We start from the raw sequence: 24,682 nt of genomic DNA on the forward strand, positions 1-24,682 counted from the left end.
ACAGGGCTATAATCGCGCCCGGTTCTTCCGCTTTATTCCGTTTTGATTACAGAGACCTTCGCAGCATGAGCGCACATTCCAGCCATGCACCGTCGGGCGCCAAACTGGCGCGGCTGACGGTGGGCGCGATCGGTGTGGTGTACGGCGATATCGGCACCAGCCCGCTTTATACGCTTAAGACCTGCCTGACCGCACACGGCAACTTGCCGATCAACGCTGCCAACATTCTCGGCATTCTTTCCCTGATCTTCTGGGCCATCATGGTCGTGGTTTCGGTCAAGTACGTGATCGTGATCATGCGCGCGGACAACCGCGGTGAAGGCGGCATTCTGGCGCTGATGGCGCTGGCGTTACGCGACATCGAGCCGCGTAGCCGCAAGGCCTATATCCTGATGGGGCTGGGCATTTTTGGTGCGTCACTGTTCTATGGCGACGGCATTATCACGCCAGCAATTTCGGTGTTGTCGGCGTTTGAGGGCATCAGCGTTATTTCGCATACGCTTGACCCCTACATCCTGCCGCTTACCATCGCGGTCATCATCGGGCTGTTTGTCATCCAGAGCCACGGCACCGCCAGTGTGGGCAAGCTGTTCGGACCCATCATGGTGTTCTGGTTCTTTGTGCTGGCCGTGATGGGCATCAACAGCATCATCAAGGCGCCCGAAGTGCTGTGGGCCATCAACCCGATGCATGCCATCGACTTTATGGTGGCGTATCCGTGGCGCGGCTTTGTGGTGATGGGCGCGGTGGTGCTGTCGGTCACCGGTGGCGAAGCGCTGTATGCCGACATGGGCCACTTTGGCATGAAGTCGATCCGCATCGCGTGGTTTAGCCTGGTGCTGCCGTCGCTTGCGTTGTGCTACTTCGGCCAGGGCGCGCTGTTGCTGCATAATCCCGCCGCTATCAAGAACCCGTTCTTTTTGTTGGCGCCGCAATGGGCGCTGGCGCCGCTGGTGGTGCTGGCGGCTGCGGCCACGGTGATTGCGTCGCAAGCGGTGATTTCGGGCGCGTTCTCGATGACCAACCAGGCAATCCAGCTGGGCTACTGTCCGCGCATGGATATTGACCACACTTCAGACCAGGAAATCGGCCAGATCTATGTACCGCAAATCAACTGGTTCTTGCTGGTGGCGGTGATTGTATTGGTGCTGACTTTCCGCACCTCGGACAACCTGGCGGCCGCGTATGGCTTGTCGGTGTGCGGCACGATGGTGATGACCACGCTGCTGGCCTTTAACGTGCTGGCGCGCACGGCCAGCAAACAACGCCGCTATCTGATGCGTGCGCTGTTGGTGGTGTTTTTGGGTGTGGATTTGCTGTTCTTGTCGTCCAATATGCTCAAACTGCCCGATGGCGGCTGGTTTCCGCTGGTCATTGGCATGATCGCATTCACCTTCATGACGACGTGGAAGCGCGGCCGTGTGTTGCTGGGCGAGCGGCTGCGGGAAGGCGAGTTGCCGTTGCAGGGCTTTGTGGAAAGCCTGGAATCCTCGCCGCCGCAGCGCGTGGAAGGCACCGCCATCTTTATGACCACCAGCATGGATAGCGTGCCGCACGCGCTATTACATAATCTGAAGCACAACAAGGTGCTGCACGAAAGCGTGGTGTTCTTGACCATCCGTACCGCCGATATCCCGTTTGTGGCACGGCGTGAGCGCGTGGTGGTGCGCAAGCTGGGCGAGAGTTTCTATCAGGTGATTTCGACGTATGGTTTCAAGGAAGAACCGTCAGTGCCGTCGATTCTGAAGCAGGTGGAAGAATTGCAGCCTGCGCTCGATTTTGACCCGATGCAGACGTCGTTCTTCTTGTCGCGCGAGACCATCGTGGAAGGCAAGTACCCGGCAATGACGTGGTGGCGGCGCAGGTTGTTCTCGCTGATGACGCGCAACGCCACGCGGGCCACCAACTATTTCCGTATCCCACCCAACCGCGTGGTGGAAATGGGCATGCAGGTCGAGCTGTAGAAACGACATAGGGTGGGACGCGGAGTCCCACCCTATGGTTTATTTGATATCGAAAATCTTGCCGAAGTTGGCGATGTCCAGCACGGCTTTTACCGTACCTTTGCAATTGACCAGGGTAATCCGCCGTCCGCCCGCGCGTTCGTTCAGCAGCAGCAACATGCCCAGCGCGGCCGAATCCATATAGTCGACCCCCGCAAAATCCAGCGTTAGCGCCGTCACCGACGGGTTATCCAGCGCCTCTTGCGTCACCTGCTTGAAGTCGCGGTGCGCTTCAAAAGTGAAATGCCCGTTGAGCTGGATTTGGGCAATGTTCTGTTCCAGCTTCAAAGCAGCGTGCATCAAGCGTTCTCCTTATAAGTCGGCGTCGCGGGTAGTCTACCGGAGCGCGCCGCAAGTCACCTACTGCCTTTTATGCAGTGCAACCCTTTAAACATAGTCATGAAATCGAACCGGTCTTGCGGCCGGTTTCGGCGTCGATACCATAGCGGAACTGGGTGCGGCGGAACGCCTCGTTCAGCTGCCGGGCCTTGCCGTTGGCCGGATCCAGCCGGCGCACACGCTGTAGATACTGGTTGACCAGCGTCATATAGCGTTCGTTCCAGCCCTCCTGATTGACGCACGTCAGCAGCGTATTGGCCGCGTTCAACAACACTTGCACGTTGCCTTTAACCGCCGCCAGCCCGGTAATGAAGTGCTCCGCGGCGCGTTGCAAATCACCCGCTTTGGCGGCGTCGATGGCCAGATTGTTGATGTCAGCGATATCGCGCGTGGCGTTTTCGATCAGACGGCGGCCCGTTTCGGCATCGCCTTGCGCCAGATACAAACCTTCCACGCTGGCCAGCAATTCGGCGTCGTCGTGGGCACTGCGTAGCGCCGCGCGGGCAAAATGCTCCCCGCGTTCTTTTTGCTGGCGCGCATAAGCATGGCGCGACGCTTCCAGCAGCACATTCGCGGGTACGTCTTCCAGCGCATCCAGTTGTTCGCACGCGGCGCGGAACATCTGCTCGCTGCGCTTGTGGTCATCCAGCGCTTCCAGTACCGCCGCTTCGACCAGTTGGCCGATCACCTCAGCCGAGGTATCGCCTTTGAAGTCGGTGCGCAAACGCTGCATGGTGCGGCGTGCCGCGCCCACATCGCTGCGCGCCACTTGCACACGACCCAGCTCGCCGTAAATGGCGGGCTCGCGCCAGAACGAACCGCGCGACAACTCCAGCGCTTGCGTGAGCGCACCTTCCGCTTGCTGCAGTTCGCCATTGCGCTCGGCCAGACGGCCCATGGCGCGCTGCCGTTGCGCTACCAGCGGCGAACGTTGCAAGGCGCGGCCCAGCGTGCTTTGCGCGCCCTTGGGGTCGCCTTGGGCGTTTTGCGTGCGCGCCAGCCAGTCATAGGCCTGGATCATCAATTCATATTGCGAGCTGACCGCTTCAAAACAGGTGCGCGCGCTCGAATAATCCTTCAAACCAAACAAGGCGCGGCCCAAGCCCATTTGCGCCCACGGCGCTTGCCGTTGCGACATGGCCTGGCGGTAGGTGGTTTCGGCGGCGGCATATTCGGCAATCATCAATTGCAGATGGCCTTTCATACGCTGGAATTCGGGCGCTTCCAGCGGGCGCAGATGGATTTCGCGATCACAGGCGGCAATAGCGCCCTGATAGTCACCGCTGCGCACGGCCGCATCGATACGGCGAAAGCCGCCCTTGCGCTTGAGCGCACGCGCCAGCCGGTTGGCAAATTCCGCGCCCGAGAACGGCTTGAGCAGATAGCCATCGGGCACCAGCTCTACCGCGCCCATCACCTGCGCCAGCCGGCGTTCACCGGTGATCATCATAAAAATGCAGGAGGGCTTGAGCAGTTGGTGTTGCTGGCAGCTTTCAAACAGATGCAGGCCGTCAAACCCCTGGCCCAGATCGTATTCGCACAGCACCACGTCATAGGCGTGCGCGTTGATGCGGGCCAGCGCGTCGGCCGGTTTGCCTACGTAATCAATGGTCTCGACGCCGAATTCGGCCAGCCCGGTGCCCAGTGCCGCGCGCATCTCATTGGCGCGATCGATGACCAGCGCACGCGCGCCCACCAGGCTGGGAATCTCTACTGCGTCGTTCATCCGTTAACGGGCTCCAGTTTGGCGTAGGCCACGGCCAGCCATTTCAGACCATGTTCCGCAAAATTGACCTGCACGTTGCCATTGGCGCCGCCTTCATGGTCCACCACCACACCCAAACCGAACTTGGGATGGCGCACGTTCATGCCGATGTTCAGGCCGTGGGCAGGCGCATTGGCGCGGGTGTTGGCGGGCATGCTGCGCGGGCTGGGCGCGGGCGCCGAGGCGCTGCTGCCAAAACTGTCGGGCGCGTAACCGCGGTTAAGGTATTTGCAAAGCCCGGCCGGAATCTCATTCAGAAAACGGCTGGCCGGGGCATAACGCCACTGGCCATGCAACATGCGGCTTTGCGACAGCGACAGATACAAGCGACGGCGCGCCCGCGTCAGCGCCACATACATCAAGCGGCGTTCTTCCTGCAGCCCGAGCGGGTCTGACAAACTGTTATCGTGCGGAAACAGCCCTTCTTCAATGCCGGATAGAAATACGGTATGAAATTCCAGCCCTTTGGCGGCATGGATGGTCATCAGCTGCACCGCTTGCTGGCCCGGTTGGGCTTCGTGCTCGCCGCCTTCCAGCGAGGCATTGGCCAGAAAGGTGATCAGATCGTTTTCATCTTCGCTGACAAACGCCGCGGCGGCGTTGACCAGTTCGTCCAGGTTGGCAACGCGTTCCTCGCCATCCTTGTCATTACGGTAGTGCTCCAGCAGGCCGGATAGCGTTAACACCATGCTGACCAGTTCCGGCATTGCCAGGCCTTGCGCTTGCTGGCGCATGGCGTCGACCATCTGCACAAAGCGGCCGACGGCGGCGGCGCTGCGGCCACTGCCGCTGTTGCAGGCGGCTTGCCACAGGCTCATGCCGCCCAGGCGCGCGGTGTCGGTCAGCGTTTCGATGGTGCGGTTGCCAATACCACGCGCCGGAAAATTGATAATGCGCAGCAGCGCGTTATCGTCGTTTTCGTTGGCGACCAGGCGCAGATAAGCCAGCGCGTGTTTGATTTCCTGGCGCTCGTAAAAGCGCAAACCGCCATACACGCGATACGGCAATCCTGCCGCCACCAGCGCATGTTCAATCACGCGCGATTGCGCGTTGGAGCGATACAGAATTGCAATTTCATCCAGCGATACGCCTTCGCGATGTTGCGTGCTGATTTCATCCACCACAAAGCCGGCTTCTTCGGTATCGGTGGCGGCTTCGTAAATGCGCAGCGGCTCGCCCTGATCTTCCGAGGTCCACAATTGTTTGCCCAGGCGATCGGTATTGTGTTCGATGACTGCATTGGCGGCGGCCAGAATGTTGCCGTGCGAGCGGTAATTCTGTTCCAGCCGGATTACGTGTTTAACCGCAAAATCTTTCTGGAAATCGATCATATTGCCCACGCGTGCGCCGCGGAATGCATAAATCGATTGATCATCATCGCCAACGGCAAACAAGGCATTGCCTTCGCCTGCCAGTAATTTAAGCCAGGCATATTGCAATGCATTGGTATCCTGGAATTCATCCACCAGAATGTGCTTGAAGCGACTGCAATAATGTTCGCGTAATGCCGTGTTACGCAGCAATAGTTCGTAACTGGCTAACAATAATTCGGCGAAATCCACCACGCCTTCACGGCGGCATTGCTGTTCGTATTCGGTATACACCTGGCGTTGCACGCGCGAATAATCGTCCCATGCTTCGGCATCGGCGGCGCGCAGGCCTTTTTCTTTGTTGCCATTGATGTAATGCGAGGTGGCGCGCGCCGGAAAACGTTCTTCATCCACATTGAGCGTTTTCATGGCGCGTTTGATGGCAGCCAGTTGGTCGGCGCTATCCAGAATGGCAAACGACGGCGGCAGTCCGGCATCCCGGTGATGCAAACGCAGCATGCGGTTACACAGGCCGTGAAACGTGCCCACCCACAGGCCGCGCGGGTTAAGCGGCAGCATGCTGGTAATGCGTGCCAGCATTTCGCGCGCGGCTTTGTTGGTAAACGTCACCGCCAGCAGGCCCGCCGGGCTGATCTGGCCGGTGGATAACAGCCACGCAATGCGCGTGGTTAGTACCCGCGTTTTGCCACTGCCAGCTCCGGCCAGAATCAGCGCGTGCTCGGGCGGTAGTTCAACGGCGGCGCGTTGTTCGGGATTCAGCGATTCGGTAAGCGGATGCGGCATACGGGGTAACCAGAAGAAACAGACGGTGATTGTACTGCACAAAAGAATAAGGCAGCCCGTTGGCTGCCTTTGATCGATATCCCTATACCGGCTTTGGGTGGCGGGCCGGTGCGTGCGGCTTAAACGCGCAGATCTTCCAGCGATTTGCCCGTGGACAGCCAGTCGATCGCCCATTGCGGTTTGCGGCCGCGGCCAGACCAGGTCTGGGTGGCATCATTGGGATTGCGGAATTGCGCTTTGGAGGTCGACGTAGTGGCTTTGACTTTGCCTTTACGGCCGCTATCCAGACCCAGCACTTCATTCAGCGAAAAACCTTTCGCGGCGGCCAGTTGTTGCAGTTCATTCAGCAACGAAACCTTGTCGGATTCTTTGCGCGAAACGATTTCGCGTTCCAGATCTTTTTGCAGTTGATACAGTTTGGGCAGCGACAGACCGGTTAATTCCATTGGTTTTCTCCTTGAGGCGTATAAAGCGACCGTTTTAAGTGAGGGACGGGTTGCACTGCGGGCGCCATAACGCGGCGGCCATTAACTGATTATGCGTGCGGGGTTTTAACAATTCAAGCCATAACATCGCGCACCAATTAATGGATGTATCAACAATGGAAATAGAGTCTGTTATATCTGCGTTAATTAGAGATTAATTATTTTTATCCTGAATCAGCCAACGGTTTACCGTCTCCAGTTCTGGAAAATCAAGCGTCCCGGCGGCAGCGGCCAATTGTAATCTTGACAACAAATATTGATAACGTGCGACTTCCAGGTCATATCGCGCCTGAAAATAAGTTTGCTCGGCGTTCAGCACATCCACCGTGGTGCGTACGCCCACCTGGCGGCCCACGCGCGTGGATTCCAGCGAACTGGCGCTGCTTTTAACGGCCTGGTTCAGCGACTGGATTTGCGCCGCGCCGCTTTGCACGCCCAGAAATGCGGTGGTCACTTGTTGGTTGGCGGTGCGGCGCGCAGCTTCGAGCAAATCACGTTGTTGTTCGCGCGTGGCAATGGCGGCGCGATATTGCGAACTGCGATTACCACCGGTGTAAAGCGGAACCGACAATTGCAGACCAATCGAACCGCCGGTGGTGGTATCGATGCCGGTGGATTTGGAAATGCCCGAGCGATCCCAACGATCGCCGTAACTGCCGACCACGCTGACGGTGGGGGCGGTTTGCCAGCGATATTTATCGATTTCGGCGGTGGCGATATCCACGGCCAACGCTTGCTGTTCGATATTGGCGTTGTGCTGCACCGACATGCTCAGCCAGTCGGAGACGCGTGGCGGATCGGGCGGCGTGGGCGTCTGGTTGGGCGAGGGCGTGGCCAGCGCGTTGGCGTCCAGCGCGGTCAGCAATGCAAATACATTGCGTTTGCTGTCGAGATCGTTTTGCGCGGCGATTTCGCTGGCAACGATGGCGTCATAGCGCGCTTGCGCGTCATTGGTGTCGGTAATGGTGGCGGTGCCCACCTCGAACATCTTTTTGGCCTGCGCCAATTGCTCGGACACCGCTTGTTTTTGCGCTTCGGCCAGCGTGATCTTTTGCTGCGCGGCCAGCACATCAAAATAAGCCTGGGCCACGCGCAACACCAGATCTTGCTGTGCCTGGCGCCATTGCACCTGCGCTTGCGCGGCTTCTTTCTGCAATTGCGTGCTGCCGGCGCTGACACTGACGTCATATACCGGTTGGGTGGCGGTCACCGAATAGCCATAGGTGGCGCCATGCCGGTTGCTGCTGGGGTCGCTGTCTGTGGGATTGCCTGCCTTGTAATTGCTCATTTCGTAATTGCTGTTGGCGGCGAGGTCCAGGCGCGGCAGCCACAGCGCGCGCGCTTGCTCGTTTTTTTCTTCGCCGGCCGACAAGGCATAGCGCGCGGCGGAATAGGTGGCGTCATGCGCGGCGGCGGCGCGAAACGCGTCCATCAAGTCGGTGGCAAAGGCCCAAGGCGCGCTGCACAGCAGCGCAGAGGCAAGTAGTAAACGGCGCATATTTAATTGTTCTTCCTGACCGGGGTGGGCGAGCGTGACAGATGTAACTGACCACGCCCTCAAGTCGTTGACGCGAATAATGATTGTTTTGTGCGATGCGGCGCAAGCAAAGCCAGCGGCTGCCACGCACGCCAGCATCGGCGTTGGCTATGCGCTGTAATGGAGTTAGGCATTAACGCTGGTACAATTCGCGCATTCCGCTCCTTACCGTGTGAAAACCGCCATGACCGAAATTTCCGCGCAGCAAAAAGCCGAGGTGTTGTCCGAGGCGCTGCCGTACATCCAGCGCTTTTTTGATAAAACCATCGTGATCAAATACGGCGGCAACGCCATGATCGACGAAGAGCTGAAAGAAGGCTTTGCCAGTGATGTGGTGTTGCTGAAGCTGGTGGGCATGAACCCGGTGATCGTGCATGGCGGCGGCCCGCAAATCAATGAATTGCTGGACCGTATCGGCAAGAAAGGCGAGTTCATCCAGGGCATGCGCGTGACGGACGCTGAAACCATGGACGTGGTGGAGATGGTGCTGGGCGGCCACGTCAATAAAGAGATCGTGTCGCTGATCAACAAGCACGGCGGCAAGGCGGTTGGCCTGACGGGCCAGGATGGTCACTTTATCAAGGCGCGCAAGATGTATCTGAAGGGCGCCAACGACGACGAATTGATCGATATCGGCCAGGTGGGTGAGATTGAAAGCATCGATCCGTCCATCGTCGCGCATCTGGATGCGCACGACTTTATTCCGGTAATTGCGCCGATTGGCGTGGATCGCGAAGGCGAAAGCTACAACATCAATGCCGATCTGGTGGCGGGCAAGCTGGCTGAAGTGCTGCATGCCGAAAAGCTGATCCTGATGACCAATACCCCGGGCGTGCTGGATAAGGAAGGCAATCTGCTGACCGGGCTGACGGCCGCGCGTATTGATGAGCTGTTTGCCGATGGCACGATTTCGGGCGGCATGCTGCCGAAGATTTCGTCGGCGCTGGATGCGGCGAAGAACGGTGCGAACTCGGTGCATATTATTGATGGGCGGGTGAAGCATGCGCTGCTGCTGGAGGTTCTTACGAGCCAGGGCGTGGGGACGATGATCCGCGCGCATTGAGCGCGGCGTTGTGCGGCGGTGATATCGCCATGCTGCGGTGTCGCGTAGCGGGCTGCGGTGATGCAGTACTTGGCTTTGAGCGGTGGGTCTTGACCCATCCTATGCGGCGGCGATTGTTTCTGTTGTACGGGCCGTGGTTGCAACCTCTTTGAGACCAGCTAGATTGAAAGCTGCCCGCGCTTGCGGGCGCTTGCATCAAGAGGAGGCACAACCATGAAAACCGCTCGCCAACTGCTGGGTGACAAATCGATCGACGGGGTGATTTCGGTCAGCCCCGGTGCCACGGTGTATCAGGCGCTGCAATTGCTGGCCGACAAAAATATCGGTGCGGTGCTGGTCATCGACGATGACGGCATCGCTGGCATCTTTTCCGAGCGTGATTACGCGCGCAAGGTGGTGCTGATGGGCAAGACGTCCGCGGGCACGCCGGTGGCAGATATCATGACGCGCAAGATTATCTACGTGACGCCCGAAACCTCGCTCGACCAATGCATGGGCGTGATGACGGACAAGCGCATCCGCCATTTGCCGGTCATCGAAGAGGGCGGCCAGGTACTGGGCGTTCTTTCCATTGGCGATCTGGTGCGCGAAAAAATCGCCGACCAGGCCAGCACCATTGAGCAACTTGAACATTACATCCACGGATAAACCCCGCCGCCGCCGTACGCGTTACTGGCGCACGCGGCATGCGCAGACCGGCGCGCAACACGCGTTGCGGCAGCCGGTCTGGTTATTTGATCTGGACAACACGCTGCATAACGCCAGCCGCCATGCCTTTCCGGTGATTGATGCCGCGATGGCGGCGCATGTGGCGCAGGCGCTGGGGCTGGACGCCGCTGCGGCCAAGGCCTTGTGCATGGATTATTGGGACCGCTACGGCGCGACGCTCAGCGGGCTGATCCGCCACCATCCGCACATCCGGCCGCAGGATTTTCTGCACGCCACGCATCCACTGGCCGAACTGACCGCACACGTTTACCCCATGCGCGGATTGCAGCGCACGCTGGCGCGCCTGCCGGGCCGCAAAATCCTGTTTACAAACGGGCCGCATCACTACGGCGCGGCGCTGGCCGAGGCGCTGGGCATCGCGCGGTATTTCGAGGCGATCCACGGCATTGATGATGGCGGCTATATCCCGAAGCCGCAGACCCAGGCATTTTTGCGCTTGCTAAAGCGCTTCCGGCTGAACCCGCGCCGCTGCGTGATGGTGGAGGATTCGCTGGCTAATCTGGAAACCGCGCGCAAGCTAGGGATGCGGACGGTATGGCTGCGACCGGGCTGGCACGGGCACGGCGCGGTGGATGTGGGCGTGCGCGAGTTGAAGGGCGTCGCCACCGTTTGGCGTAACCGCTGACCCGGATTGGGACCGGGCGGCGTAGGGTGCGTTACCCCCGTTTTTTGGGGGCAACGCACAGTTTGGGGCCAAAGGCCCCGGCCCCATCCGGGGCCATCCACCATCCATGGCATAACCGAAATGTGCGTTGCCCCCCAAAAAACGGGGGGTAACGCACCCTACATGCCCGGTTGATGGAGGGAGGTCAAACCTCGTTATCCATCCCCAACTCCTGGATCTTGCGGGTCAGGGTATTGCGCCCCCAACCCAACAACTCCGCCGCTTCAATGCGCTTGCCGCCGGTATGCGCCAGCGCGCGTTCGATCACCGTACGTTCAAACGCCGGCATGATCTGGTCCAGCACGCGGTTTTCGCCCTTGGCCAGGCGGCTGCCGATGTCGGCGGCCAATGCAGCGCGCCAGTCACCACTAACGACGGTGCCGGTTTCGCCATCGGTAGTAATTTCGCTGATTTCAGGCGGCAGGTCGGCGGCGCCGACGGTAGCGCCTGGCGCCATGACGGTGATCCAGTGACACAGGTTTTCCAGCTGACGCACGTTGCCGGGAAAACTGAAGTTACTGAGCGCCGTCATGGCGTCTTCAGACAGGCGCTTCGGTTCCACACCCAGTTCTGCGGCTGAGCGGGCCAGGAAGTGCCTCGCCAGGAGGGGAACGTCCTGGCGGCGTTCGCGCAGCGCTGGCAGGCGCAGGCGAATTACGTTAAGGCGGTGAAACAAGTCTTCGCGAAATGCGCCTTGTTTTACGCGCTCTTCAAGATGCTGGTGGGTGGCGGCAATCACGCGCACATTGGCTTTGATCGGTGCCTGGCCGCCCACGCGGTAAAAGAAACCATCTGACAACACGCGCAACAACCGCGTTTGCAGTTCGGACGGCATATCGCCGATTTCATCGAGAAACAGCGTGCCGTTTTCGGCTTGTTCAAAGCGGCCCTGGCGACGCGCTTCCGCGCCGGTAAACGAACCGCGCTCATGGCCGAACAATTCGGATTCGAGCAGATCTTTGGGGATAGCGGCGGTGTTGATGGCAATAAACGGCTTGGCCGCGCGCGGGCTGTGGCGATGCAGGGCGCGCGCCACCAGTTCTTTGCCCGAGCCCGATTCGCCAGTAATCAACACCGTGGCGGCGGATTGGCTCAGACGGCCAATCGCGCGGAACACGTCCTGCATCGCCGGGGCCTGGCCCAGGATGTCCGGGTTGGTGACGGGCGCTTCTTCGCCGATGGCCTGGCGCTCGCCTTCTTGCAGCGCGCGCTGGATCAGGCCGGTGGCCTGGTCGATATCAAACGGCTTGGGCAGGTATTCAAACGCGCCGCCCTGGAAGGCCGATACGGCGCTTTCCAGGTCGGAATGCGCGGTCATGATGATGACGGGCAGGCCCGGATAATCTTTTTTGACCAGTTCAAGAAAGGTCAGCCCCGATTCGCCCGGCATGCGGATATCGCACACGATGGCTTCGGGCACTTCGCGGCCCAAACGGGCCAGTGCTTCGGTGGCGGAAGAAAATGTGGCAAACGCAATGCCTTCACGCGCCAGTGCTTTTTCAAAAACCCAGCGGATGGAACGGTCGTCGTCGATGACCCAGACGGTGCTCATGGATGCTCCGTTGCTTTAGTTGTGAGTGCGGTTTCGTTTTGCCAGCCATTCAGCGGCAACAACAGGTTGAAGCAGGTGTAGCCAGGGCGGCTGTCAAAATCGATGGTGCCGTGGTGCTGACTGATAAAGGTGTGTGCCAGATGCAGCCCGATGCCGGTGCCACCGGGGCGGCCCGATACCAGCGGGTAGAACAGCGTGTCTTTAAGATGCTCGGGGATGCCTGGCCCGTTATCGATAATCTGGATCTGCACCGCAATCGGATAGCGTTGGCGGTTAAGCGTTACTTGCCGCGCCACTCGCGTGCGCAACATGATCTCGCCCACGCCCGCCATCGCCTGGATGGCATTGCGCATGATGTTAAGCACGGCCTGGATCAGCTGTTCGCGGTCACCAATCAGGTTGGGCAGGCTGGTGTCGTAATCGCGTTTGACGGCCAGGCCATTGGGCGTTTCGGCCAACATCAGGCTGCGCACGCGTTCCAGCACTTCGTGAATGCTCAGTTCGCCCAGTTGCGGCAGGCGGTGCGGCGTCAGCAGGCGGTCGAGCAGGCTTTGCAGCCGTTGCGATTCTTCGATGATGACCTGCGTGTATTCCTTGAGATGGGCGTCATGCAGTTCACGCGACAGCAATTGCGCCGCACCGCGGATGCCACCCAATGGATTCTTGATTTCGTGCGCCAGGTTGCGGATCAGCTCGCGGTTGGCTTGTTGCTGTGCTTGCAGGCGCTCTTCGTTGGCGATTTTGCGTTGCTGGTCGATCTGGCGGATTTCGGCAATCGCCGAGCCAGCCGGGCCATCGATGGGGCTGGCAGTCAGCGACACATAGACTTCGCCGTGCGTGCTGTGCAGCAGGATTTCGTGTTCGGTCAGCGTGATATTGCCGCGGCCCGCGTTTTCCAGCGCGGTGACGACGGCGTTGTCCGGGCCCAGGCATTGCGTGAGCGGCGCACCGATAAAGTCATCGCGCAGCCCGAGCAAATCGGCGGCGATCGGGTTGAAGTAGACCAGCGAGCCATCATCGTGGGTGGCCAGTACGGCTGCATCGAGAAAGTCCAGGCCGGCGAAAGCGCTTGGTGTCGGAGTCATGTGTGCGGTCTGCTTGAACAGAAGATGGATCAAAGCTCAGCGCGGTCTGCGCCCGGTAAGGCACAGCCGTGGTGGCCGTACGTGGCGTTACCAAGCAATTACCGGGCCAGCAATGCCAGGCGCATGGGCTGGTGCGACGCCAGTCTGATAGTGCACCAATAGCGTGCATTGTGGGCAATGAAACGGTGCGACGCCCTGACTTGGGTCAAACACGCAATCGGAAAAACCGCAAAGATCGATGAGAAGAATGGGGTAGGGTGCGTTACCCAACGGGGCTTGTCCTCGCTTGCGGGGGCAACGCACATTTTGGGGCCGACGGCCCCGGGCCCCTTTGGGGGCCACCCGGCGTGCAAAGCGTGCAGGCGTGTAAAAGGGGCCGATGGCCCCCGGCCCCATACGGGGCCATTACCGTCCTTGGCATAACCGAAATGTGCGTTGCCCCCCGGGGGGTAACGCACCCTACGGCGGATTCTGCACGCGGCGGTGGTTATTTGCTTTTAGCGAGTTCGGAGGTGAGGGCGTCGACGTTTTTTTCGTGCACGGTGGCGTTGTCGCGCAGGCGCATGATGCGGTCGTTGTATTTACCGGGGTTCAGCTGGGCGTCGCCGGGGGCGGCTTGCGCGTCCGACAGCGCTTTGCGCGCATCGGCCAGCGACTGTTTTTCGGTGGCCAGTTCGTCTTCCAGAATCTTGCGGCGATTGCTGTCGCGCGAGCGCTGCGTGCTGCTGTCCACCTTGGGGAAATCCGCCGGGCTGGGCGCGTTAACGCGCTGCACGTTGGCCCCTTTACCGCCGCCGGTATGCGGGCGGCCACCCATCGGCACCGCTTCTGAATACACCTTGGTGGCCCCGCGCATGGGGATATTCGAAAAGGTGACGCGGCCTTCGTCGTCGGTGTACTTGTAGATGTCGGCCCACGCGCTGGCAGTCAGCAACGCGGCGCACGCGCCAAGGGCGCCAAGTAGCGCGCGGCGATCAAAACAGAAAGAAAAGGGCGATGACTTCAGCATGGGCGGCACCTTATCACAGCCTGGCTTACGCGGGCCGGTCGCTATGACCGAGTGGCCGATCTGGCGCGACAAGATCACGCACGCGCTGCTTCAGCTCCTTGGCTTCCGGAAAACGCCCCTCGATCTTGCGATCCCAGATCAGCGTGTCGTTACAGTGCACGACAAAGACGCCGCCCGTGCCCGGTTGCAAGGCCACTTCGCCCAGCTCGTCGCTAAACGTGCTTAACAACTCTTGCGCCAGCCAGGCGCTGCGCAACAGCCAGTTGCATTGCGTGCAATAACGGATGCTGACCCGGTGATCGGTCATGACGTGCTGGTCCTTGTGGCTTAAAACTGCAGCCCGAGAGCGCGCAGTTGTTGTTCGGTGCGGGCGGCGCTGGTGTGGTGGATGCCATGCCAGCCCAGGGCCGTCGCGGCCTCGGCGTTGTGTTTTACGTCGTCGATAAACGCCAGTTGCTGCGGCTGCAGATCGGGGATGTCGCGCGCAATGCGGCGGAACATTTCGTGATAGATGCCTGCGTCCGGTTTGATCTGCCGGATGCGGCCCGAGACCACGATATCTTTAAAGCGATGCAGCAGCGGGTAATTGTCCCACGCATACGGAAACGTCTCAGCAGACCAATTGGTTAACCCGTACAGCGGAATTTGTGCGGCTTCGAGGTGTTCCATCAGTTTGACGCCGTCTTTGAGCGTGCCATTGAGCATCACAGCCCACTGATCATAAAACGCGCGGATCAGCTCGGCGTGATCAGGAAACTCGGCGATTTTGGCGGCGGTGGCGTCGGCCAGCGTGCGGCCCGCATCTTGTTGCAGATTCCACGCGCCGTTGCACACGTGCTCCAGAAACCAGGCGCGCTCGGTGGCATCGGGGATCAGATCGCGATAAAGATATTCGGGGTTCCAGTCGAACAACACACCGCCAAAATCAAAAACCACTGCGCGCAGACTCATGCTTGGCACCTTGGGTGGGGGAGGAATGCCATTGTAGCGGCGCGACGCGCGATCGGAACATCGCGCCGCGGGGCGAATGGCTACAGCCTTGGTCCGTCGGCGGGCAATTCAGTTTCGAGCACCACGCGATTTCGCCCGGTTTGCTTGGCAAAGTACAAGGCGTGATCGGCGCGCGTTAGCAGCGTATCGAGGTCGGCATCCGACGCATGCAGCCGCGCCACGCCAATGCTGACCGTCACCGCCATACTGGGCACCGGTGCGTTATCCAGTTTGATCTGCGCGGCGCTGACGGCGTGGCGCAGTTTTTCGGCCACTTGCTGCGCGTCTTCCAGCGGCGTGTCGGGCAGCAGCGCCACAAATTCTTCGCCACCCCAACGGCCGAAGCTATCGCTGCCGCGCAGGCTTTCCTGGCAGGCGCGCGAGACCGTGCGCAAGGTCAGGTCGCCGATCAGATGGCCGTAGGTGTCGTTGACTTGCTTGAAGTGATCCAGATCCAGCAGCAACACCGCCATCGGTTGCTGATGTCGCCGCGCCAGCATCACGGCATGCGCGCAACGGCGTTGCCATTCGCGCCGGTTGGGCACGCCGGTCAACTCGTCGGTGGTGGCCAGTTCTTCCAGCCGCGCGTTGGCGCTAGCCAGCGCCTCGGTGCGCTGTTTGACTTCGGCTTCCATTTGCCAGTGCTGACGCAGCAACATCTCATGCGCCAGCGCCAGGTATTGCAGCATCACTGCGGTCGAAAACAAAAATAACTGCAGATTAACGAAGGCCAGATGCGCGCTGGTGTCCACAAACGGGCCAAAGCCCAATACCGTGCCCACCCAGCAGGCCAAGCCCACCAGCAATACCGACACTGCCATACCGGGCCAGCGATAGTGGATGGTTTTGGCCAGCAATAGCGGCAACACCAGCGTCAGGCCCGGCGGATAGAACCAGAACGCCGCCAGCACCACCACGCAAATCAGCGTAGACGGCCACCACGTGCGCCACGGCAGGCTACGCCACGGCCAGCGGCTGCGATCGCGCCAGACCACATAGCATGGCGCCACCAACAGCAAACCGCCAAAGCCGGCCAACGCCAGCGTTAACACCTGGCGCACCAGCGTGTCGGGGTCTTGATCGGGCAACAGATGCATCGTGCTTTGCAGTGCGGCAATCAGCGGCGTGGTGACCGCCACCGGCAACAGGCACACCTGCACCCAGAACCAGATCAGATCATGCGTGCGGCGGATCAGCGGGGCGTGCAGGCGTGCTTCACGCCCACGCCACGCGCGCATCGCCAGCCAGGCTTGTAACAGATCAATCAGCGCCAGCGTGCCCAGGTACAACGCGCCCTGGCGCGCATGCAGATGACCCACGATCAAAGGCACATGCACCGCCAGACTGCCGATCAGGATAGCCGGCACGCCCCACCAGCCCAGCATCAGCAACATGATCAGCGCGATGCCGCCAGGCAGCCATAACGCGATCAGATCGGCATCGTGATGCAGCGCGCCCAGGGCGAACCCCAGCCAGCCGCTCAGCACATAGGCAAGCAGCAGAACCTGAAAATGTCGCAGGCGCGTGGGCGCAAAGCTCATAGGCAATCAAACCGTCAATGGAGGGATGCATGGCGCGGCCCGCATGCAGGGCGCAGCGGGCCGTGTGCAAAGCATAGCCAGGCATATTGCATCCGTCTGTCAGTGTTTGCTGCACACGCCTGCGGCCAGCGCGATGGCGAGCGTGCATTGTTAATGGATTAATGGCGCGCTGCTACGGATTTGCTCTTTCATTGGCAATTCTTGTCTTAGGAATAATCCGAATCTGTTTCAGCTTGAATCAATAGACACCAGCAATACGGTGGCCCTGCGGACATAGGCGCGGGCGTTACCCGAAAATTAGGATCGATCCGATGTAGGGTGTTGAGCCCAATGCATAAAGTTCGGGTCCTGCGATGCGCATCGAGAATTGATTCGAAATTCAATGCGCTCCGGGTAATTTCCTTCCCTTTTTTTTAAATGGACCTGAAAAATGAAACTGAATCTTCTCTCGCTGGCTACCGCTGCTGCCCTGTTGTCCGCTGGCGCTTTCGCCGCTGACGGTACCATCACCTTCAAAGGCAACGTTACTTCGCAAACTTGCACGCTGGCTGCTAACGGCGCTGCTGCTAAAGACTTCACCGTGACTCTGGATTCGGTTCTGGCCAGCGGTCTGGATGCAGCTGGTAAAACGGCTGGCGGCAAGGCTTTCACCCTGTCGCTGAGCGCGTGTACCGACACCACCGGTAACGTTCGCACTTCTTTCGAACCGGGCCCGACCGTTGATGCTGCTACTGGCCGCCTGAACATCGATTCCGCCAGCACTGCCAAGAACGTGCAGATTGGTCTGAAGAACGCTGACAATTCTGTCATTAAAGTTGGCGCGGACGGTGCTGCGCAAAATTCGGCTACCTATGCACTGAAAGATGGCGCTGCAACGATGAGCTACATCGCTGAATACGTGGCAACTGGCAAGGCAACTGCCGGTACCGCTAATTCCAGCGTGATGTACACCGTCACCATGCCGTAATTGCTGTACTTGTAATTACGGGCAGGCTAATTGGTGGGCGGTTTGGTCGCTCATCAATTGCCTGCTGTTTTAATTGTGCTATCGCGAGGTGTTCTCATGTTTTCGAGCAAATTACTTAAAACAGCAATTGCAGGGTTTATGGTGGTTGGCCTTGCACTTTCGGCCGCTGTTCAGGCATCCATTGTCATTGCCGGAACGCGCGTTATTTATGATGCCGCTGATTCTGAAGTAACGGTCAAGCTCGACAATGTGGGCAAGGTGCCCGCGTTAAGCCAGGTCTGGCTGGATAAAGGCGATGCAAAAGCTTCGCCGGATGCCATTGACGTCCCGTTTACCATTACCCCCACCGTTTTCCGCATCGACCCGCAGAAATCGCAAACCCTGCGTGTACGTTATACCGGCGAGCCGCTGCCGCAAGATCATGAATCGGTGTTCTGGCTGAATGTGCTGGAAATCCCGCCTGAAGCGGATACCAGTACCCCCGAGGCCAAGAATTCGCTGCAATTGGCGTTTCGCTATCGCATCAAGTTTTTCTTCCGCCCCAAGGGCCTGGTCGGCAAGGTAGAAGCCGCCCCCGATTTGCTGCAATGGCAACTGGTTAACAAGGCAGGCAAATCCTATCTGCAGGTCAACAACCCATCGGCCTACAACATTTCATTTGGCGCTATCGACGTTCAATCTGGCGGCAAAAAAATGAAGGTTGAAGACGGCCAGTTGCTCAAGTCCGGTGAGAAGCGCGAGCTGGCTATCGAGGGCAACGCCACTGCTGGCGCCAACGTGCACTTCTACACGCTAAACGACTACGGCACGGACGAAGAACACACCATGCCGCTGGGCGCTTCCGGCAAATAACTCCCGCTGGCCCGGCGCCAGCTTCTGATCCGCTTTACGCGTATCCCCGTTAATCGCACCGACACGGCATGGCTCTGATTCATGCCGCGGTGGGCTGCGCGCTAGAACAGGACAAAAACAATGAATATCCGTCGTAATTCGGGCGCACTCACCCTGCGGCCCCTGGCCCTGCTATTGCTTGCTGTTTTTGGTGGCCCTGCGCAATTGGCGCTGGCGGCAACAACACCAGAGACCGCTACCCAGCCCGTCAACGGCGATGCGGTCAAGTTTAATAACCGCTTTTTGCAGTCTTCCGGCGATGCCGTAGTCGACGTTAGCCGGTTTGCCAAAGGCAATCGCGCACTGCCGGGCACGTATACCGTACCGCTGTTTGTTAACGAGTTTCAGCAGGGCCGCGTGACCGTGGAGCTGAAAGACCTCGGCAACGGCGACGTGCAACCCTGCTTTACGCGCGAGCTGATCGATACCGTCGGCGTCAATTTCGCCAAAGTCGGCCCCGAAGCCGAAGCGCGCGCCAATGCAGGTGGCTGTTTGCAGCTGGCGGATGTGGTGCCGGGCGCCACCGCTGTGTTCGACAACAATGATCAAGGCCTGCGCGTGAGTGTGCCCCAGGCTTATCTGTTTAATGCAGCACGCGGTTATGTAGACTCCAAATACTGGGATGACGGCATTACCGCCGCCACCTTGCAATACAACACCAACGTGTATCAAAGCCGTAACAACGGCGAGACCAATACGCAGTTTTACGCAGGCACCGATCTGGGCTTCAACATGGGCCCGTGGCGTTTGCGCCATAGCGGTAACGTGACCTACAGCGAAGACGCCGGCACCAAATACCAGGCGGTTCGCACCTATGTGCAGCGTGGTATTACCCCGCTGAAGAGCCAGCTGACCCTGGGTGACACCTTCACCGATGGCGTCGTATTCGACAGCTTTGGCGTACGCGGTGTGCAACTGGCCAGCGATGAACGCATGCTGCCGGACTCGCAACGGGGTTACGCGCCCACCATCCGTGGCATCGCGCAAACCAATGCCAAGGTGGAAATCCGCCAGAACGGCAACACGCTGTACGAAACCACTGTCGCGCCTGGTGCGTTTGAAATCAATGACTTGTACCCGACGGGCTACGGCGGTGATCTGGAAGTGCGCGTTACCGAAGCTGATGGCAGCCTGCACGTGTCTACGGTGCCGTATGCCGCCGCGATTAATGCGCTGCGCCCCAACGACACGCGCTTTGCCGTGGCCGCCGGTCAGTATCGCGATGGCAATTCGGACGTTCACCCGTGGGTAGGCCAGGCCGTGCTGCGGCATGGTTTCAGCAACGAAATCACCGGCTACGGCGGCGTGATGGCTGCACAGAACTACACCTCGGTGGCGGGCGGTGCGGCGCTGAACACGCGCTTTGGCGCACTGGCTGCGGATATCACTGCAGCGCGCACCGTGCTGCAAAACCAGCCCAACCGTAACGGCGCCAGCTTCCGCTTAAGCTATTCGCTGAATATTTCGCCGACCGATACCAATATCGCGCTGGCCGCCTATCGCTATTCCACCTCGGGCTTCTTGAGCCTGAGCGATGCCGCCACGCTGCAAGCGCTGGACGAACGCGGTTATGGCAACGTAATGAACGGCATTCAACGCGGCCGTATCCAGGCCACCGTCAACCAGAAGCTACCTGGCAACTGGGGCAACGTGTATTTCTCCGGTTCCGCCCAGGATTACTGGAACCGCGACGGCGCCGATACGCAGTTCTCGGCCGGTTACAACAACACCTACAAGCGCGCCACCTATGGCGTTGCGCTTAACCGCCAGTTGGCCGTCAACACCGGCGAGTGGGAAAACCGCGTGATGTTTAACCTGGGCCTGCCGTTGGGTGCTGGTCCGCATGCGCTTTACTCGTCCACCAACGTACAGCACGACAGCTCGGGCACAGGCATCCAGGAATCGTTGACCGGCTCGCTGGCCAATGGCGCAGTCAACTATGGCGTCAACGGTGGCCGCGATTCGATGGGCTCCAACACCATCAGCGCCAACACCAGTTACGCAGCCCCATGGGGCACGCTGACCGCCAACGCCAGCAAGGGCAGCGGCTATACCCAAGTGGGCGCTGGCCTGTCGGGCGGGATGGTGGCTTATGGCGGCGGCCTGGTGCTGGCGCAAACGCTGGGCGAATCGGTTGCGATTATCGAAGCCGAAGGCGCCAGCGGCGCGCAGATCAGCGGCAGCGGTAACGGCGCGCGGCTGAATGGCTCGGGCAAAGGCGTGGCCACCAACCTGACCGCGTTCGGCGACAACAGTGTCAGCCTCGATCCGAAGGGCTTGCCGCAAAACGTCGAGCTGAAAACCACGCAGCAACACACGGCCCCCACCGCTGGCGCGGTGACGCGCATCAAATTTGAAACCGAAACCACCAAAGGCCGCCCCGCCATCCTGCGTGTAACCACGCGCGACGGCAAACCGCTGCCGTTTGCGGCCGAAGTGCTGGATAGCACCGGCGCATCGGTGGGCAGCGTGGCGCAGGGCGGGCGGATTATCGCGCGCGGCCTGGCCACGGATAAGGGCGAATTGTCGGTGAAATGGGGCGAAGGCGCGGGACAGCAGTGCGCATTGACGTACAGCTTGCCGCCCGCCACCGAAGCATCCAACGCGGGCTATGTGTTCGGCGAAGGCAACTGTCATTAAGCAAAACCAGTTAACAACGTACTACCCCACCAACTCACTTTTTTTGGACAACCGCAATGAAATCCAAACTCGCATCCCTGGCAATCCTGTCCGTACTGGCATCCGCAGGCAGCTTTGCTGCCGATGGCACTATCTCCATTAAAGGCACCATTTCATCGCAATCGTGCGAAGTAACCGGCAACGGCACCGCAGATACCAACTTCACCGTCACGCTGGACCCGGTGATGGCCAGCAGCCTGAGCGCCGCTGCCGCTACCGCAGGTGGTAAGGCATTCAGCATCTCGCTGAACGCCTGCACCACCACCACCGGCAATGTCTACACCGCGTTTGAACAAGGCCCGACCGTGGATGTGGTCACGGGTCAGCTCAAACTGGACGCCACCGGCGACGCTGCCGAAAACGTGCAGCTGGCCATCAAGAATGCCGACCGCTCGGTGGTCAAGCTGGGCAACACCGGTACCGGCCAGGGTTCGAAACAAGTGGCGCTGACCAATGGCTCGGCCAAGATGGATTACATCGTTGAATATATTGCGACCGGTAAAGCCAAAGCGGGCTCGGCTAATTCCAGCGTGATGTATAGCGTTACGATGCCTTGATCAAAATGCGGCGAGAGACCATTGCCCGTTTATCGCCGCATTAATTGGGTCAGGATTAATGCAACGAATTCATTATGTAGTTCGATGCTGGCTTGAATCCTTAAGAAAAAAGCCTCGTCATTGGTATGAGGCTTTATTTTTTAAGGGTTCCGGTTTGGTTTGTCGCCGCCATTTAATTGGTAGGCGTAGTTGAAGGAGTATCATCATGTCACGCAAAGCGCATTTGTATGCAATCGAATGCAATCCGCAAGGGTTATTTGAAGGCGCCACCGCTTGTTCGCGCCGCGCGGGTAAACCAAACCGCCAATGGGGACGCTGGTTTATTGGCGCTTTGCTGATGGCAGGCGCTAGCTATAGCTATGCCGGGTGCGTACAGCTCACTGGCCTTATTTTGCCCTTGCGAGCGAGCTATGCAGTGAGTTCCAACGCAGCGATCGGAGATGTTGTCGCTGAGGCCGAGGGCACGTGGCAAATCAATTGCTCGACCACTGAGTATTATGGGATCCAATGGTACGGCAACGACACTTTGTCTATGGTATGGAGCAATGGTAAAAACCTGATTAAAAGCGGGATACCCGGAATTGGATTCTATATCAAGACGGACCCTTCGCCATATATCAATCGCACTCCCGATTTTTCACCCAATGGCTCATTCTCACTCATATATCAGGAGTATTATCAGTATATTGCCCCCGGCCCACTTACTATCCACGGAACTTTCCAATGGGTGGTATATGGGCCTGTTTCAACGGGCGGCTATACGATTCCAATCAAATACCGCCCTGCAGCCCTTTACGGTGCAGCTTCGGGTGGGGCAAAAGTGTTGTATTTTGGCGATGTCACTGTGCCCCCCGCATTAATGCGGGTCGACGCCCCGACTTGTGAAGTTAGCGTAGATACTAAAAATCAGGCAATCAATCTGGGGTCGTTGCCGGTTAAAGGCCCGATTGGTTCTAAAGGCCCGACAAGCAATTTCTCGGTAGTGCTGGATTGCGCGGGTGGTAATGGCGTTACCAAGGTTGACGCATATATCACTTTTAGCGACGCCAATAATCCCGCTAATGGAACGCGCGTATTGTCGTTGTCGCCTGATTCAACCGCCGCGGGCGTAGGCGTTGAAGTAAGCAATAGCAGCGGGCCATTGCTCTTCGGTCCGGAAACCGAAAGCGTCAACCCGGCGCAATGGCTGGGCGGCACTTCAACTAACGGGCGCATTACCATTCCGCTTAGCGCCAATATGGTGCAAACAGCCGCAGTACCAACGCCTGGCGAATTTTCGGCAGCGACGACATTTACGATTAATTACCGTTGAATGCGGTGTCAGTGCGAGATGCTGTAATACGGTAGCGTTTTAAATGGGTGCAAACATCGAACTGCAGCCATGAAAATTCTATCAAGAAACTCATCGATTGCAATCTCAGATTATCCGATTGGAAATAATAAACGCTGGTCGGCTCATGTTAAAAAATTGCAGAGGACAAATAATGTTTAATTCGATTTTTAGGCTGCCCGGAACATCACATCGGGTGGATGGAGATGCATTTGCTCAAACGGTGCCAGAGGCATTAGCCCGTAACTCTCCTGGTGCGAGGCCGCATACCTTTGCTCTGCCTGTAACATTGCTGTCGGCGGGGACTTTAAAACGCCTGGCAGCCAGGGCGTTGAGATTAGTATTGCTATGGATCGGCCTATCAATAGCGGCCCAGTCCTATGCGGCCGATCCTTGTGTAGAAAACACGCCGTTTAACCTGGATTTTGGCACTGTTGCTGTACGCTCCACAGACGCAGTTGGCACTGTATTGGCCTCCAAGCCTGTTTCCTGGACAATCACATGCTCGGTAGTCGATTTTTACTACAGCATACGGTATTACTTTGAGATGCCCACTGTTGCGGTTAATAACAAAAAATATGCCAAAACAAACGTGCCCGGATTGGGTCTTTATTTTATTGTCGAGCCAAATAGCTATTCGCAAGATAAGCTTACTCCACAGAGCGCCTATTGGGATGCCGCGGCAACGGTGGAATTTGCACGTTCATATCCGCCTTACTCACAAGGTTATATCCCTTTTCCCAAAACGCCGATGACATTTCATGCGAATGCCCAATTGGTTGTGTATGCGCCAATTACATTATCTAGCACTGTCATCATGAGCCCCATTACCACAAAATATTGGGCGATACCTGTCGCGGCTAATGGCAGTCCCGTATTTTTTCCAAGTGCGAGTATTATTAATTCGGCAACGGTAGGCGTTATTCCGCCAACCTGCGCAGTGGATGCCGCATCGAAATCTCAAGAAATAACATTGCAGGGTGTAAAGGCCAAGGATTTTTCGGGCGTGGGTTCTACTGCTAATTCGACGTCCTTCAGCATTAAAATTAATTGCTCTGGCTCCAAGTACGGCGGTACAACCAAAGCCCAGATCGGCTTTACCGATGTGAACAATCCAGCGAATACCGGTACCACGCTGAGTTTAAGCCCGAAATCGACTGCCCAAGGGGTGGGTTTGCAGATATCCAGTTGGACCGGCACCCTTTACTCATTCGGTCCCGAAACTGCGACCTGGGATGCGCCGGGCCATACAACATTGGGCGACTGGGGTGACAGCAATAAGACTCTGATGTTGCTGGCCACTTATGTGAAGACGGGGGCAACGGTCAAGGCTGGCTCTCTTGAGGCAATGATGACGTTTGTGATGACCTATCAATAATTTG

General features: G+C 58.6%; 21 protein-coding genes. 10 read left to right on the forward strand and 11 right to left on the reverse strand.

Annotation, left to right across the window (positions count from 1 at the left end):
* Positions 1-65: 65 nt before the first annotated feature.
* The gene (locus WG78_RS05580; RefSeq protein ID WP_053936808.1) at positions 66-1,964 is read left to right on the forward strand and encodes a potassium transporter Kup; all 1,899 of its coding nucleotides are present in this window, start codon (positions 66-68) and stop codon (positions 1,962-1,964) included.
* A 39-nt stretch (positions 1,965-2,003) separates the two neighbouring features.
* On the opposite strand, the gene WG78_RS05585 is transcribed toward WG78_RS05580, so the two are convergent.
* From WG78_RS05585 to WG78_RS05605, 5 genes are all read right to left on the reverse strand, one after another.
* Positions 2,004-2,303 (reverse strand): STAS domain-containing protein, encoded by a 300-nt coding sequence (locus WG78_RS05585; protein WP_053936809.1) that lies wholly within the window; start codon positions 2,301-2,303, stop codon positions 2,004-2,006.
* 97 nt (positions 2,304-2,400) lie between these two features.
* On the reverse strand, positions 2,401-4,068 hold the full coding sequence (locus WG78_RS05590) for a response regulator (protein ID WP_053936810.1): 1,668 nt from the start codon (positions 4,066-4,068) through the stop codon (positions 2,401-2,403).
* Positions 4,065-6,221, reverse strand: a complete 2,157-nt coding sequence (locus WG78_RS05595) for a UvrD-helicase domain-containing protein (RefSeq protein WP_053936811.1) — start codon at positions 6,219-6,221, stop codon at positions 4,065-4,067. The genes WG78_RS05590 and WG78_RS05595 overlap by 4 nt, the downstream gene beginning before the upstream one ends.
* 119 nt (positions 6,222-6,340) lie before the next feature.
* Positions 6,341-6,667 carry an H-NS histone family protein gene (locus WG78_RS05600; RefSeq protein WP_053936812.1) on the reverse strand — a complete coding sequence of 109 codons (327 nt, stop codon included), beginning with the start codon at positions 6,665-6,667 and terminating at the stop codon, positions 6,341-6,343.
* A 193-nt stretch (positions 6,668-6,860) separates the two neighbouring features.
* On the reverse strand, positions 6,861-8,204 hold the full coding sequence (locus tag WG78_RS05605; RefSeq protein WP_053936813.1) for a TolC family outer membrane protein: 1,344 nt from the start codon (positions 8,202-8,204) through the stop codon (positions 6,861-6,863).
* 223 nt (positions 8,205-8,427) lie between these two features.
* On the opposite strand from WG78_RS05605, the gene argB reads away from it, so the two are divergent.
* The 3 genes from argB (at position 8,428) to WG78_RS05620 (ending at position 10,660) form a co-directional block, all read left to right on the forward strand.
* A complete protein-coding gene (argB, locus tag WG78_RS05610) occupies positions 8,428-9,306 on the forward strand; it encodes an acetylglutamate kinase (RefSeq protein ID WP_053937025.1) in 879 nt (292 codons plus the stop codon).
* 213 nt (positions 9,307-9,519) lie between these two features.
* Positions 9,520-9,954 carry a CBS domain-containing protein gene (locus tag WG78_RS05615; protein WP_053936814.1) on the forward strand — a complete coding sequence of 145 codons (435 nt, stop codon included), beginning with the start codon at positions 9,520-9,522 and terminating at the stop codon, positions 9,952-9,954.
* Positions 9,932-10,660, forward strand: coding sequence for a pyrimidine 5'-nucleotidase (locus WG78_RS05620; RefSeq protein ID WP_236691990.1), 729 nt, complete (start codon positions 9,932-9,934; stop codon positions 10,658-10,660). Before WG78_RS05615 ends, WG78_RS05620 begins: the two co-directional genes overlap by 23 nt.
* Before the next feature lie 184 nt (positions 10,661-10,844).
* Here the strand turns inward: WG78_RS05620 and ntrC are convergent, their stop codons facing one another.
* From ntrC to WG78_RS05650, 6 genes are all read right to left on the reverse strand, one after another.
* Complete coding sequence (gene ntrC, locus WG78_RS05625; RefSeq protein ID WP_053936815.1) at positions 10,845-12,251, reverse strand: nitrogen regulation protein NR(I); 1,407 nt, start codon at positions 12,249-12,251, stop codon at positions 10,845-10,847.
* Complete coding sequence (glnL, locus tag WG78_RS05630) at positions 12,248-13,336, reverse strand: nitrogen regulation protein NR(II) (RefSeq protein ID WP_053937027.1); 1,089 nt, start codon at positions 13,334-13,336, stop codon at positions 12,248-12,250. The genes ntrC and glnL overlap by 4 nt, the downstream gene beginning before the upstream one ends.
* 487 nt (positions 13,337-13,823) lie before the next feature.
* Complete coding sequence (locus tag WG78_RS05635; RefSeq protein ID WP_053936816.1) at positions 13,824-14,345, reverse strand: DUF4124 domain-containing protein; 522 nt, start codon at positions 14,343-14,345, stop codon at positions 13,824-13,826.
* A gap of 25 nt (positions 14,346-14,370) precedes the next feature.
* Positions 14,371-14,652, reverse strand: coding sequence for an Rdx family protein (locus tag WG78_RS05640; RefSeq protein ID WP_053936817.1), 282 nt, complete (start codon positions 14,650-14,652; stop codon positions 14,371-14,373).
* Positions 14,653-14,672: 20 nt separating this feature from the next.
* The gene (locus WG78_RS05645; RefSeq protein ID WP_053936818.1) at positions 14,673-15,296 is read right to left on the reverse strand and encodes an HAD-IA family hydrolase; all 624 of its coding nucleotides are present in this window, start codon (positions 15,294-15,296) and stop codon (positions 14,673-14,675) included.
* Between the two features lie 80 nt (positions 15,297-15,376).
* Positions 15,377-16,876 (reverse strand): sensor domain-containing diguanylate cyclase, encoded by a 1,500-nt coding sequence (locus tag WG78_RS05650; protein WP_053936819.1) that lies wholly within the window; start codon positions 16,874-16,876, stop codon positions 15,377-15,379.
* A gap of 430 nt (positions 16,877-17,306) precedes the next feature.
* On the opposite strand from WG78_RS05650, the gene WG78_RS05655 reads away from it, so the two are divergent.
* The 6 genes from WG78_RS05655 to WG78_RS22330 all read left to right on the forward strand — a co-directional run bounded on the left by WG78_RS05655 (position 17,307) and on the right by WG78_RS22330 (position 24,678).
* Positions 17,307-17,843: a fimbrial protein gene (locus WG78_RS05655; RefSeq protein ID WP_053936820.1), complete on the forward strand. Its 537-nt coding sequence runs from the start codon at positions 17,307-17,309 to the stop codon at positions 17,841-17,843.
* Between the two features lie 96 nt (positions 17,844-17,939).
* The gene (locus tag WG78_RS05660) at positions 17,940-18,695 is read left to right on the forward strand and encodes a fimbria/pilus periplasmic chaperone (RefSeq protein ID WP_053936821.1); all 756 of its coding nucleotides are present in this window, start codon (positions 17,940-17,942) and stop codon (positions 18,693-18,695) included.
* A 120-nt stretch (positions 18,696-18,815) separates the two neighbouring features.
* Complete coding sequence (locus WG78_RS05665; RefSeq protein ID WP_053936822.1) at positions 18,816-21,374, forward strand: fimbria/pilus outer membrane usher protein; 2,559 nt, start codon at positions 18,816-18,818, stop codon at positions 21,372-21,374.
* 56 nt (positions 21,375-21,430) lie between these two features.
* A complete protein-coding gene (locus WG78_RS05670; RefSeq protein WP_053936823.1) occupies positions 21,431-21,970 on the forward strand; it encodes a fimbrial protein in 540 nt (179 codons plus the stop codon).
* A 205-nt stretch (positions 21,971-22,175) separates the two neighbouring features.
* On the forward strand, positions 22,176-23,282 hold the full coding sequence (locus tag WG78_RS22010; protein WP_083458794.1) for a fimbrial protein: 1,107 nt from the start codon (positions 22,176-22,178) through the stop codon (positions 23,280-23,282).
* Positions 23,283-23,454: 172 nt separating this feature from the next.
* Positions 23,455-24,678, forward strand: a complete 1,224-nt coding sequence (locus WG78_RS22330) for a fimbrial protein (protein ID WP_161805071.1) — start codon at positions 23,455-23,457, stop codon at positions 24,676-24,678.
* The last annotated feature ends 4 nt before the right edge of the window (positions 24,679-24,682 follow it).

The sequence above is a fragment of the Amantichitinum ursilacus genome (assembly GCF_001294205.1).
GTDB classification, from domain to species: domain Bacteria; phylum Pseudomonadota; class Gammaproteobacteria; order Burkholderiales; family Chitinibacteraceae; genus Amantichitinum; species Amantichitinum ursilacus.